Genomic DNA, 12,545 nt, shown 5'->3' with positions numbered 1-12,545 from the left:
CAATTATTATAACAAAAAATCCACGACAGTGCAAGTGAAATCGTGGAGAAAACCTAGTATTTTCAATGGTTTTTAGCACTTTTTAATTCCTTAAACAGAGGCATCTGACATTGAGTGCGACAAAGTTTGGGAAGTTAGCATTAGTATTTATAAGTATGCACCGGTAGATCATACAAACATGGTTTTAGAATATGAAGAATATTTTAAGGTAAAGAAGAGGAGTAGAATCATTGGGACAATATTATCAATTGGTTGCCTATTTATAGCAACACTCACAAGACCGGATAATAAATATCTGATCAGTACAATCATGGGTGTAGTAACAGCATCCATTTCATTAGTCATAGGGAGTTTAAAAAGAGGGGGTGAAAGGGATGAAGAAGTCAAAGATATTAAAGCCATTTCGTAAGTATGCAGGTACAAGCTTTGCATTTGCTGCACTGATAGTAGCACAAGTAGCTTCAACACAATTTAGTTTTATCTTTTATCAGGATGCTGTACCTGTGTCTGTTAAGAAGCTTAAGAAATAAAGGTAAATATCCATGATGTATATGGTTGTTTAAAGAATTTATGTGAGAAGGGAGGTGAAGGAATGAGGAGGAGAATAATTAGTGTATTAACAGTTGCATTTGTAATGGCATCGATGTTTGCAGTTCATGAACCCACGTTAGCTAAAACTGAGAATAAGCGCAAGATTGTTGTGTTCAATGACAACGTTGATAATAATAAGAAGGTGAAACTTTTTGAGAAGCATAAAGCACTCAAAATTAAAGATATTATGGATACTAATGCTGTTGTAGTAAGTGCTTCCGTAGATAATAAACTATTCGAGGAATCTGAAGTTAGATTTGTTGAAGAAGACTGTAGTATCAGTATTAGAGGAAATACTGGCAAAAAGGATAAAAAGATGACTAGGCATTTAGGGTTAGCGTAAAGATACTTTCGGATAAAGAAAGATAAAAGAAAAACACCAAGTTGTGATATTATAAGTTTTGCCTAGAAACCATAAATCATAACAGAGAGGTGTTTTTCTTATGTAAACAAGTATACAACAATTTATGGACGAAAGAAGTAAAAGAAATAGACTAATAGGAAAACACTACTTTGCAGGCGTTTACAAAAAGAGTGAAGACTTATGGGAAGAAGTGCTTGAATACATAGATATGGTTTATGATGAAGACTATTTGGAACATATATACATCATGGGAGATGGCGCATCGTGGATAAAATCAGGAGTCGATGTGCTCGGGACAAAGTGTCATTTTGTGCTTGATAAATTCCATTTAAATCAAGCAATTATGAGAGCCATAGGTCATCTTGGTGACTCAGTATCAGATGCAAGAAAGGCAATCTATGATGGCATAAGATCGGAAGATAAAAAAGCAGTCAATACAGTCTTTGACATAGCCCTTGAGTACTCAGATGGCGAGAATAGAAAAGAACAGATAAGAAGAACCAGGGTATACATAAGCAATCACTGGGAAGCTATAATAAGACCTAATCATGATGAATATGCAAGGATGGGCTGCAGTGCTGAAGGTCAAGTGAGCCACCTCCTATCTTCAAGGTTAAGTAGCCGTCCACTAGGATGGTCAAAGGAAGGTGTAACGAAGATGGCAAGACTTAGAGCTTATGTAGCCAATGATGGTAAAGTGTGTGATTTGATTAAATACAAGCAAGAAAAACAGCACCGTATGATTCAGGAAGAGATAAAAACTGAAGTAGATAAAGAGATCAAAAGGAAACAAAAGACCTATACAGATGTTTGGAACCATCAGACAGTCGCAGGTAGTATTGGGTTAGTAGATGGCATGTATTGTCTTACAAAGAAACTAAGGGGGCATCATTTAATCTACATTTGATAAGAAGATATAAGAAAAAGTGAAACCAGATGTGTAGAGGATAAAGTTCCTGGAATGACTATGTTGCAAAACGCCAGAATACAGGGATGTATTCCACCTTCGTTTGATACATGGACGTATCAACGAAGGTCGTTTGCAATGTAGTCATGGAAGGGTTTTTAGCCAACGAATTTAGATATACTAAAGTCTAGTAGCCACAATCCTAAATGGACTGGCTTTTAAGCATATGAATTTAATGGAAAAGGTACAATGAAATTTAAAATTATGGTAAGATGGTTTTCATAGAACGCAGAATATCTCATCTGGATTTTTTTATCCTTACTTTTCCGACAGTAAATTAACGCTATCTTATTTAGGATAATAATTGACCTGGCATCTAGATAATGATAAAGTATAAGGCAGAATAGGTTAATCAGATACATCCGCAAGATGTAAAAATAAACCATAAACAAGGTTAAGGAAAGTAGGCAAAATGAATAATAACTTTATTGATTTAGGGGTAGACCCTATTATTGTCAAGGCAATAGAAGAAATGGGCTTTGAATCCCCAACAAATGTACAAAGTAGAGCCATACCCCATGTTCTGAATCATCAAGATTTGGTGGTCATGTCAAAGACAGGTAGTGGCAAAACCGGTGCCTTTGGTATTCCAATGCTACACTTGATGAAGGAAGATGTGGTAGGGCCCCAGGCGCTCATATTAACACCCACAAGAGAGTTGGCCGTCCAAGTTGAAAGTGACATCAGTCTGATGTCGAAGTACCAAGAAGTGACCACAACAGCGGTATACGGACAACACAACATCAACATTGAAGTGGAGGCAATCAAAAAAGGTGCGTCGATTGTTGTCGGTACCCCAGGACGTGTCTTTGACCACATTCAACGAAGATCACTGCCAACAAAAGGGATACGATTTCTTGTTCTAGATGAGGCAGACCGTATGTTGGACATGGGTTTCATCGATCAAGTGGTTAAGATCATTAAAACGTTGCCTAAGAATCGTGTAACCATGCTCTTTTCAGCGACCATGCCGGCTGAGATTCAGAGAATATGTCAGGCTTACATGAATGAAGCCACAACCATAGCTTTAGAATCAGATACAAAAACGGTAGATGCCATTCAACAACTGTATTATAGAGTAGAAGCCAATGAAAAAAGGACCCAGTTAGATCGATTGTTAAAAATCGAACAACCAGATAGCTGTCTGATTTTCTGCAACACCCGTTATGCGGTTGATAAAGTTCAAGCATATCTAGAAAGAAAAGGCTATATTGTGGACGCCATTCATGGTGCCAATACACAAGTGAGCCGAATGAAGACCATCGAGAAGATTAAAAAAGGTGCCCTTCAAATTGTAGTTGCCACGGACGTTGCCGCTCGAGGTCTACATATCGATGACTTAAGCTTGGTTATTAATTATGATGTACCCATTGAAAAAGACTCTTATGTACACCGTATTGGTCGAACAGGACGTGCAGGTAACACAGGTAAAGCCATTACTCTTGCGACAACAGATGATATTATGACGCTATATGAGATTGAAGAGCATGTGGGCAGTCTTATTAAGGAAACAGAATTACCAACAGATGAGCAAGTACGTGAAGCAGTATCATCTGCAAAAGGTAAATGGGTCGGCGTTAAACCACCAAGGGCACATGCAGGTAAAGACCATAAGTTAAGAGACCATAAATCAAGGGACCACAAACCAAGAGACAATAAGCCAAGAGAGCATAAGCCAGTGGCTCAAAAGGTTATGGAAGAAAAAGCTAAGATTGTCCATGTGGCAGAACCCATTATAGAAAGGGTTAAAGAAAAAGTCCACGTTCCAAGCAAACCGGTCCATCATAGAAAACCTAAGCCGGAAGTTAAAGTTGAAACAGTCATCTTACCAAAACTTGGACCTATTGAATTTAGAAAATCACAGGAACCGGTCAAGAACAAGTCGTTCTTAGACAAAATAAAAGAAAAGTTAGTCAAATAGGAACAAACGATATGCAGCTGAGGGCAAAACCTCAGCTTTCTTGTTCCTTCATTTATCATAGAGATCTATTTAAACACAGCTATAAATAATGTATGATAAGATGTAAATGGATCATATATAAAATAGAAAAGGAGGTCTTCATGCCAAAAAAATACTATGCAGTCAGACAAGGGAAAAATAAAGGAATATTTTCAACTTGGGAAGAATGCCAAGCCAACACAAAGGGCTATTCAGGTGCTGAGTTTAAAAGCTTTAAGACCTTAGCAGAAGCGGAAGCTTATATGAATACATCTTCGACATCCCCAATGAATCAACATATAAATGGTGATGCCCATATAAAAGAAGATCAAGTAGATGAAGGAATCATTGCCAGAGCTTATGTAGATGGTAGTTATGATCATGGGACAAAACGATATGCCGGCGGTGCGGTTATTCTTATTTGTGAGGAAGAGGTTCATATTTATGAAGCAGGCGATGACGCTGAGCTGGGCACAATGAGAAATGTCGCCGGGGAGCTTTTAGGTGCTGTAAGAGCCATGGAATGGGTCCATAACCATAAAGACGCAATGGGAATTGAGAAGTTAATCATCTATCATGATTATGAAGGCATAGCTAAATGGGCAACAAAAAGCTGGCAAGCCAAGAAAAAAGGCACTCAAGAATATGTGACCCTGTTTAATAAATTCAGCGCGTCCTATAAGATTGAATTTGTTAAAGTCTTGGCCCATTCTGGAGATTATTATAATGAACTTGCAGATAAACTCGCAAAAAAAGCACTGGGCTTAGACGGCGGTTTGTAAGCAACATTAAAGTTGCATTAAATTATTTTTAATGAAATACTTATGGAATTTTATTAGAACAAAGGTTAAAATAATAACAATGGGTAGGCATGATCATCTATTTAAAGAAAATTAATATTGGCGCTCTAATCATGGTTAAAGGGTCAAAACTAAGTTTCACTAAATTCACATACAATATATAGATTACGTTGATGCATTCATAACTATATATTGTATGCAAAAGTTCAACTATATAGTTTTGACACCTTAACCAATCATAGAATAAAAATAGGATGTGAAGGCATGATAAAAATAAGCAATGTAGGAAAAACATATGGCAAGGGTAATATTGCTGTAGAAGCTCTGAAACAGGTTAATCTAAACATAGAAAAGGGGGAGTTCATATCCATTATGGGTCCCTCAGGCTCGGGAAAGTCAACATTAATGAACCTCATTGGATGTCTTGATCGGGTGACTTGCGGGGATTATCATTTAGAAGCGTTGAATGTAGCCACTTTGGATGACGATGAGTTGGCCTCCATACGCAATAAGAAGATTGGTTTTGTTTTCCAGTCTTTTAATTTGTTACCCAGAATCTCGGCTTTAAAAAATGTTGAGTTACCCATGATTTATGCTGGGGTTCATTTTAAGGAACGCAAAGAAAGAGGTATGGAGGCCATGAAACGGGTCGGTCTAGCAGATCGTATGGATCACAAACCCAATGAAATGTCCGGTGGTCAAAAACAACGTGTGGCCATAGCTAGAGCTTTAGTTAATAGACCGGCAATCATATTAGCTGATGAGCCTACAGGAAATCTGGATTCGCTTTCATCAGAAGAAATTATGGCAGAGTTTCAAAAACTTAATGAAGAAGGGGTCACAGTTATCATCGTTACCCATGAGCCAGATATTGCAGAGCATACCAAACGTGTTATAACATTTGCTGACGGCTATTTAACCAGCGACCGGCTGGTTGAGAAACCGATACAAGCACTTGACATATTAAAACAAAAAGAAAAAGCGCTCAATGCGTCATTAAATGGAGGAAACAAGGATGAGAGATGAAGAAAACAATGTAGACACAAATGAAGTGGAAGAAAACAAAGACATGAACAACATGAACGATATGAATGACATGAGGGGTATGAATAACAGCAATGAGATGTATGAAAAAGAAAAAATAGAAGAAATGGAAGAATTTGAAGGAGAAACATCCTCAGCCATAGTAAAGATGGCCAATATTATTTTTTCTCCGACAGAAGCTTTCAAAGCAATCAAAGCCAAACCTAATTGGTTAATCCCTTTATTAATAACAATATTTGCACCAGTTGTCTATTACTTAGTGTGTTGGGGACAGTTTGAAGTGAGCATGATAAAGGAAATCGAAAAACAATTAGAGGGTAGCGGCCAAGTTATGACGGAAAGCATGATGGAATTGCCTTTAACCATAGCCAAAGTTTCAACCTTTGTTTTTACGCCTATTGGTGTGCTTATTGGCATGTTGTTTGTTGCATTTATTTATTTTGTAGTGGCGAAGATTGTAAAATCACCGGCCGGATTCAAGCAAATTTTCTCTATGACGGTCCATATTGGTATACTATCTGTTTTTACATGGTTGATTATGATGGTCATGACGCTAATTAAAGGAGAAATGCCAACAGTTGCGGTGACAAGTCTTTCTAGCTTACTTCCGGAGTCTATGGACGGCTCTGTTTTGTCAGCTGTTTTGGCGCCAATTGAAGTCATTAGCCTTTGGAGTTTATACATTACTTTCGTAGGACTTAGAGTTGTGGCAAGTTTAAGCAAAAAAGCAGCAGGTATCATTGTAGGGTTGTCCTTTTTATTTGGGGCATCCATATCTGTCATTACCTTATTGCTGGCAAATATGGCATCATCGATGCAAATGTAAGGGGTTGAAGAATTGAAGAAAAAAATTGGGATAGTGGTTCTGATTATTGGCATTATTGCCATTATGATCATTTATAATTTGAATAAAGATAGAAGCGGTGAGGGTGGTTTCGGTGGCGGCAAGGCTCAAGAAGTCGAGGTCACAGCCTTACAACGTGATGATCTATTTTCAAGTATTCTTATAACAGGTACCGTTTTAGAGAGTAACAAATTGGAGGTTATCTCCAGCACACCTCTGCAGATTGAAGAAGTATTGGTTGAAGTTGGGGATCAAGTGACCACAGGGCAAGCGCTCTTTGTGGTGGATATGACCAATCTAGAGGCTGAGCTTAAACAGGCAAAGCTTAATTATGAAATACAGACATTACAACTTGAGAAACTTCGTGGTTTATCATCTACATCAACAGCCACAAATGGGGAAATAGCCTTAGAACTATCTAGACTTTCCGTAAGCACAGCAGAAAAATACTTAGAAGAACAGCATATTAATCTGGAAAGAAGTCGTATTCTATTTAGTGAAGGGTTTATTTCCGAAGAGGAATTTAAGACGATGAAAAAGGCTGTAGAAGAAGCGGAGAATCAACTGGCGACTTCTAAATTGAACTTGAAAAGAGCAGAGGATGATTTGTCAGCGCTGCTTGAAAGCAACCATCAAGCCAATCAGTCTACACAAATAGATGTGACGATTCAAGTGAAAAACCTTGAGAGCTTAGAAGTGAATATTACCACCTTAGAGAATCGAATCAAAGAAATATCGGATTTAGCCTATGCAATAGGTGACGGCATTGTGACAGAAGTACATATATCTGAAGGAGAACAATCACCGACCTTTACGTCGATGTTGACATTAATGGATATGAAGAAGATGAAGGTGGCTGCAAATGTTAGGGAATATGATATCAAGGATATTATATTAGGCCAAAAAGTTATTATCACAGGAGACGCCATATCAAAATCCGCATCCATAGAAGGTGAAGTGTCTTTTATTGCGCCAAAAGCAGTTCAAGCCTTGGTGAATGGCAAAGAGGCAACAACAGTACCAATTGAAATTACAATAACAAAAGATATGGACCAATTAAAGCCAGGATATACAGCCGATTGTGAGATTACAACATCTTATAAGGAACAAGTGTTAGTGGCTTCTTATGACATGTTTAGAGATGATCGGGAAAATAATAAGCTAGCTTATGTGGTTACGGAAAATGGCATTATTGAAGAGCGAATTGTTGTATTAGGTATTACAGCTGATTTCGATGCAGAGGTTTTGGAAGGGTTAGAGGAAGGTGATTTTGTTATTAACAATCCATCCCTCAGTCTAAAAGATGGTATGAAGGTGAAAGTGATCAATGACCTAGAGAAAGAAGGCATGTAGTATGCATTTAACAGAAAATTTCAAACAGGCTTTCTTAAGTTTGACCACCAATAAACTTCGTTCTATTTTAACCATGCTGGGTATTATTATGGGTGTTTTTTCCATTGTGGCTATTATGGCTATTAGTAATGCTACCAAGGTTTATATATCCTCTGAATTGGGTAAACTGGGAGCAAACACCATCATCATTCAAGCGACAGGTACGAACTTGGAAGATAGAGACCGACTGACTTTAAAAGATATGGATAGTATTGTTCGAGGTGTAGATGAAGTTGAGAACATTACAGCTGCGGCAACCTTTTTTTCTAGTGTTCGTATGGAGGAAGGGAATCGTGATGCCATGGTCGCAGGTGCCACATCTCAATACACCAGTTTTCAAACCATTGACTTGTTAGAGGGAAGATTTATATCTGGATCGGATGTAGAAGGGCAAAGAAGGGTCATAATTGTTCCGGATACTTTTGCCAAACAATATTTCAACAGGACAGACATTCTTGGTGAAGAGGTCAGATTGACGAATTATTATGGTGATATTATGAAGTTGAAAGTAATTGGTGTCTTAAATACAGAGGATGACTTGTTCTCGTCTTTACTAGAAGGTATTGAGTTTCCTGTTGAAGTGATTGCACCTATTACCACCATGCAAACATTTTTTGGGACAGAACATGTAGATCAGATTCAGGTCTCCATTGACCCGGAGGAGAACCTTGCTTCAGCAGGTAGTCGTATCATAAAGCTATTGGAATTTGTACATGATAACCAGGACAAATATTTGGCTACAAGCGTAGAAGATATACAAAAATCAGTTAGTAGTATATTAAACGTTATATCTATGGTTTTGCTCGTTATTGCCATCATAACCTTGATTGTTGGTGGCATTGGTATTATTAATATACTGTTGGTTTCAGTAACGGAGCGTATAAGGGAAATCGGAATACGAAAAGCTATAGGCGCTAAAAAAAGAGATATTGTACTACAGTTTCTGACGGAATCTATATTAATGACGGGTTTTAGCGGTCTGATTGGTATTCTTTTAGGTGTTTTAACCGGTGCGATTATATCCAGTGTAATCAAGATACCACCGGTAGTGGATATTAAAACCACAGTAATTGCTTTTATTGGATCTATTCTATTAGGCATAATTTTTGGTGTGTATCCAGCAAAAAAAGCAGCAGACCTAGATCCCATCGAATCCTTAAGGTATGAATAAAACATAAATTAATAACTCGACTTTCCCAGACGAGGGGTAAGTTGAGTTTATTAGTTGCAAAAAAAAATCTTAATCTATTAATATTTTATGAAAAAGGTACGATATAGATAAGAGAATATAAATGATAATGGGGTGACACAATGTTTAGAGGTCTTTATACAGCTTATACAGGTATGAGAAGTCAACAAGAAAAGATGGATACCATCTCTAATAATCTTGCAAATGTGGATACTGCAGGCTACAAAAAAGATCAAGTTGTCTTAGCTTCATTTAAGGAAATGTTAACCTTGAAAATAAATGATCCTGAAGTGCCCTATAGTAAATCTATCGGTAAGATGAGCCTTGGAGTCAAAACAGAAGAAATACATACTGACCATATGCAAGGTTCACTGAAACAGACCGATGAAAGTTTGAATGTAGCGTTACAAGGCCGAGGCATGATTAAAGTTGGACGTTTGGATGAAGAAGGTAATATGATAGAAAGATATACCAGAGACGGCTCTTTTATGCTAGATCAAGAAGGACATTTGGTGACAAGCGAGGGTTTATTTGTTCTCGGTGAGGAAAATACACGGCTAATTTTGGATCAACAAGATGTTCGAATCAACAAGGATGGCACCATATATTCTAATGAAGTGCGTATGGGTCAGATTCAGGTTGTGGGTATAGAAGACACAAAAACCCTTAAGAAAGAGGGTGGGAGTCTATATTTTGGTACTGATGCAACTGTAGAAACACCTTATGAAGGGACGATGGAACAAGGATTTTTAGAAAGTTCCAATGCCAACAGTATAGAAGAGATGATTAACATGATTAACGTTATGCGTACCTATGAATCCAATCAAAAAATCATTCAGACCTACGATGCGACCATGGAAAAAGTGGTTAACAATGTCGGTTCTATTAGATAATACTCAACGATCATCTGGGAATGCTGAGATAGTCAGGTAACCAGTCACGAATTTGCAAGATTCCGAAGGAGGTTAACATAATATGATGAGATCATTATGGACAGCTGCATCCGGTATGAAAACCCAGCAGGCAACCGTCGATAGTATTGCCAATAATTTGTCAAATGTCAACACGGTAGGCTTTAAGAAAGAACGCTTAGAATTCAAATCCTTACTCTACGAAACCATGAAAAATGCTGGAGACACTGCAAATGGTGGAAGTCCGGTTAATCTTCAAGTCGGACATGGCGTACGAACAGTAGCATCTGTTAAGTCTTTCACCCAAGGCACTTTCGAACGAACAGAAAACCCACTTGATTTTGCTATTGAGGGCAATGGTTTTTTCGCTCTAATGGACGTAAATGGGAATGAAATCTATACGAGAGATGGCAGCTTCAAAACATCTATTTTAGATGGTGAACTCATGTTGACCACTTCTACTGGTCGTCCTGTATTAGGTATAGACGGAGAGCCGATTATATTTGATGAAACCATTGTAGCAGACAAACTGTCGGTAGATGAACGGGGTATTTTCTCGACGATTGTTGATGGTGACCGTGTCGAGCTTGGTATACAATTACAGGTGGTACAATTCCAGAATACTCAAGGTCTTAAGACCATCGGTGGCGGTTTTTATGAACAGACAGTTGCCTCTGGAATTCCTATAGTAGAAGTAGATAATGAAGACGTGGAAGGTAGCATGGTCGTTCAAGGAGCCTTAGAAGCATCAAATGTTCAAGCGGTTGAGGAAATGGTCAAACTCATTGTTGCTCAAAGAGCCTATGAATTAAGTTCGAAAGCGATTCAGAGCTCAGATGAGATGTTGCAACGTGCCAATGAGTTGAAGCGGTAGGTGAAATTGATGGAAATAAGCGGACTGGACAGTAGTTTTTTAAACACGTTAACAAGTACAGAAACGACAAAAAGCAAAGTCGAAGACGAAGGTTTTCAGAATATCATAAAAAGAGCCATGGAAAACAAAGATGATGAAGCACTTAAAGATGCTTGTGCAGAATTTGAATCCTATTATTTAAATAAAGTATTTACTGAAATGCGAAAATCCATACCCAAGTCCGGTCTTTATGAAGAAAGCCAAGGTCGAAAAATCTATGAAGACATGCTTTACGAAGCATATTCTAAAGAAATATCCAAAGGACAAGGGGCTGGCATTAAAGACATGTTATATCAACAATTGAAGAAGTAAGAATGATAATATGTTGTGTACATTTAGTGAACCTAGTTTTGACTCTTAACCATAATATAAGTTGAAGAAATAAGGCTGCGCTTCTTAGATGATAGGAAAGCAGTCTTTCTATTTGAATGCATTTTATGGTATAATACGAAAACAGATGTTAACGACAAAAGGCTAGGAGAAAGACAATGATCAAAATCATGGTGGTGATCATGGGCATACTCTATTATTCAACACAGCTCTATGGTGGTATTCAATATGAGATTATAGAACGCGTGTATCCGCTGAAGCCCGAAGTGATTCGTATATTGGATATAGATATGAATAATGAGCAAATTCGAGTGGAAAATGGTTTATCTTTTGGTGTCTTATATGGTTTTGAAACCACTTCGTCCATGGTCAAAGAGAACAAAGCTATAATGGGTGTCAACGGTATGTTCTACAATGACTTAGGTTTACCCTATGGCCTACTGGTTCGTGACGGGAAGCCGATACGTGCTCAGTTTATTGGAACACCTACGGTTCTAATTGACTCAGACAACCAAGTATCTATTGCGAATGTGAGATTGAAAGCATTTGTGAACATCCAGAGTCAAAAAATTGAGCTCTATGGCTTTAATGGTCAGGTTCCCGATGGGAAGTGGGTTCTGTTTGATGAGATTTATGGCAAAACATCACGGGTAAGACGACTAAGTACCAATTATTTAATTCGTGAGAATCGTGTAATGGAAATCATGGTAACAGATCAGCCGGTAGAATTAAAGGGTTGGGATCATGTTCTTACCTATGTAGGTGTCCATCAAGCCATTAAGATTGGAGATTCCTTTTCCTTAGAACTGGACTATGGGTTGGGAGATGTTCATGTTAAAGAAGCATTTGCTACTGGTGCCTGGCTAGTCAAGAATGGTATTAATATAGCGAAGGATTATGAACCATTCATGGGTTATACCACCGCCTATCAGCCGAGAACCTTAGTGGGTGTCACTAAAGACAACCATTTGATTTTTGCTGTTGTAGATGGACGTCTTGAAGGTAAAAGCTTAGGTATGACAGGCAAGGAGTCGGCTAAGCTGATGTTGGAGTTAGGTTGTATCCATGCAGCTTATTTGGATGGAGGGTCTTCGTCTACGATGGTTATTAATAATGAAGTCATTAATGAACCATCAGGTGGAGAAGAAAGAGCAGTGGCCCATAGTATACTGATATTTCATCATAAGAAATAGGTTAAAGTATTAGTCATAACGTAAAAAATATGTTATAATCGAGCCTGATTATTTTTCATAGCATTAAG

At 38.0% G+C, this 12,545-nt stretch carries 14 protein-coding genes; all 14 read left to right on the top strand.

Annotated elements, in window-relative coordinates:
- The first annotated feature begins 109 nt into the window (after window positions 1–109).
- The 14 genes from AC6F8J_RS01825 to AC6F8J_RS01760 all read left to right on the top strand — a co-directional run bounded on the left by AC6F8J_RS01825 (window position 110) and on the right by AC6F8J_RS01760 (window position 12,477).
- On the top strand, window positions 110–409 hold the full coding sequence (locus tag AC6F8J_RS01825; protein WP_500720533.1) for an accessory gene regulator B family protein: 300 nt from the start codon (window positions 110–112) through the stop codon (window positions 407–409).
- Complete coding sequence (locus AC6F8J_RS01820) at window positions 375–530, top strand: hypothetical protein (RefSeq protein ID WP_500720529.1); 156 nt, start codon at window positions 375–377, stop codon at window positions 528–530. Before AC6F8J_RS01825 ends, AC6F8J_RS01820 begins: the two co-directional genes overlap by 35 nt.
- Window positions 531–592: 62 nt before the next feature.
- Window positions 593–934 (top strand): hypothetical protein, encoded by a 342-nt coding sequence (locus tag AC6F8J_RS01815; RefSeq protein WP_500720528.1) that lies wholly within the window; start codon window positions 593–595, stop codon window positions 932–934.
- A 124-nt stretch (window positions 935–1,058) separates the two neighbouring features.
- The gene (locus tag AC6F8J_RS01810; protein WP_500720527.1) at window positions 1,059–1,862 is read left to right on the top strand and encodes a UPF0236 family transposase-like protein; all 804 of its coding nucleotides are present in this window, start codon (window positions 1,059–1,061) and stop codon (window positions 1,860–1,862) included.
- A gap of 472 nt (window positions 1,863–2,334) precedes the next feature.
- Entirely contained in the window at window positions 2,335–3,843 is a 1,509-nt protein-coding gene (locus tag AC6F8J_RS01805; protein WP_500720526.1) for a DEAD/DEAH box helicase, read from the top strand.
- Between the two features lie 140 nt (window positions 3,844–3,983).
- Complete coding sequence (locus AC6F8J_RS01800) at window positions 3,984–4,643, top strand: ribonuclease H1 domain-containing protein (protein WP_500720525.1); 660 nt, start codon at window positions 3,984–3,986, stop codon at window positions 4,641–4,643.
- Between the two features lie 282 nt (window positions 4,644–4,925).
- Window positions 4,926–5,687, top strand: coding sequence for an ATP-binding cassette domain-containing protein (locus AC6F8J_RS01795; RefSeq protein ID WP_500720524.1), 762 nt, complete (start codon window positions 4,926–4,928; stop codon window positions 5,685–5,687).
- Window positions 5,677–6,531, top strand: coding sequence for a YknW family membrane protein (gene yknW, locus AC6F8J_RS01790; protein ID WP_500720523.1), 855 nt, complete (start codon window positions 5,677–5,679; stop codon window positions 6,529–6,531). The genes AC6F8J_RS01795 and yknW overlap by 11 nt, the downstream gene beginning before the upstream one ends.
- 12 nt (window positions 6,532–6,543) lie before the next feature.
- Entirely contained in the window at window positions 6,544–7,902 is a 1,359-nt protein-coding gene (locus AC6F8J_RS01785) for an efflux RND transporter periplasmic adaptor subunit (protein ID WP_500720522.1), read from the top strand.
- Window position 7,903: 1 nt separating this feature from the next.
- Complete coding sequence (locus tag AC6F8J_RS01780) at window positions 7,904–9,112, top strand: ABC transporter permease (protein ID WP_500720521.1); 1,209 nt, start codon at window positions 7,904–7,906, stop codon at window positions 9,110–9,112.
- A 140-nt stretch (window positions 9,113–9,252) separates the two neighbouring features.
- The gene (locus tag AC6F8J_RS01775; RefSeq protein WP_500720520.1) at window positions 9,253–10,023 is read left to right on the top strand and encodes a flagellar hook-basal body complex protein; all 771 of its coding nucleotides are present in this window, start codon (window positions 9,253–9,255) and stop codon (window positions 10,021–10,023) included.
- Window positions 10,024–10,105: 82 nt separating this feature from the next.
- Window positions 10,106–10,915: a flagellar hook-basal body complex protein gene (locus tag AC6F8J_RS01770; RefSeq protein WP_500720519.1), complete on the top strand. Its 810-nt coding sequence runs from the start codon at window positions 10,106–10,108 to the stop codon at window positions 10,913–10,915.
- A 9-nt stretch (window positions 10,916–10,924) separates the two neighbouring features.
- A complete protein-coding gene (locus AC6F8J_RS01765; RefSeq protein ID WP_500720518.1) occupies window positions 10,925–11,266 on the top strand; it encodes a rod-binding protein in 342 nt (113 codons plus the stop codon).
- Between the two features lie 176 nt (window positions 11,267–11,442).
- Window positions 11,443–12,477, top strand: a complete 1,035-nt coding sequence (locus AC6F8J_RS01760; protein WP_500720517.1) for a phosphodiester glycosidase family protein — start codon at window positions 11,443–11,445, stop codon at window positions 12,475–12,477.
- Window positions 12,478–12,545 lie beyond the last annotated feature (68 nt).

The sequence above is a fragment of the Petrocella sp. genome (genome assembly GCF_059865615.1).
Note: the sequence above shows the minus strand (reverse complement) of the source record. Positions and strands in the feature narration are given on the sequence as shown.

Bases quoted from the DNA above. Each gene is read 5' to 3' on its own strand.
- AC6F8J_RS01820 (WP_500720529.1), top strand. From the start codon at position 375: ATGAAGAAGTCAAAGATATTAAAGCCATTTCGTAAGTATGCAGGTACA.
- AC6F8J_RS01815 (WP_500720528.1), top strand. From the start codon at position 593: ATGAGGAGGAGAATAATTAGTGTATTAACAGTTGCATTTGTAATGGCA.
- AC6F8J_RS01810 (WP_500720527.1), top strand. From the start codon at position 1,059: ATGGACGAAAGAAGTAAAAGAAATAGACTAATAGGAAAACACTACTTT.
- AC6F8J_RS01805 (WP_500720526.1), top strand. From the start codon at position 2,335: ATGAATAATAACTTTATTGATTTAGGGGTAGACCCTATTATTGTCAAG.
- AC6F8J_RS01800 (WP_500720525.1), top strand. From the start codon at position 3,984: ATGCCAAAAAAATACTATGCAGTCAGACAAGGGAAAAATAAAGGAATA.
- AC6F8J_RS01795 (WP_500720524.1), top strand. From the start codon at position 4,926: ATGATAAAAATAAGCAATGTAGGAAAAACATATGGCAAGGGTAATATT.
- yknW (WP_500720523.1), top strand. From the start codon at position 5,677: ATGAGAGATGAAGAAAACAATGTAGACACAAATGAAGTGGAAGAAAAC.
- AC6F8J_RS01780 (WP_500720521.1), top strand. From the start codon at position 7,904: ATGCATTTAACAGAAAATTTCAAACAGGCTTTCTTAAGTTTGACCACC.
- AC6F8J_RS01775 (WP_500720520.1), top strand. From the start codon at position 9,253: ATGTTTAGAGGTCTTTATACAGCTTATACAGGTATGAGAAGTCAACAA.
- AC6F8J_RS01770 (WP_500720519.1), top strand. From the start codon at position 10,106: ATGATGAGATCATTATGGACAGCTGCATCCGGTATGAAAACCCAGCAG.
- AC6F8J_RS01765 (WP_500720518.1), top strand. From the start codon at position 10,925: ATGGAAATAAGCGGACTGGACAGTAGTTTTTTAAACACGTTAACAAGT.
- AC6F8J_RS01760 (WP_500720517.1), top strand. From the start codon at position 11,443: ATGATCAAAATCATGGTGGTGATCATGGGCATACTCTATTATTCAACA.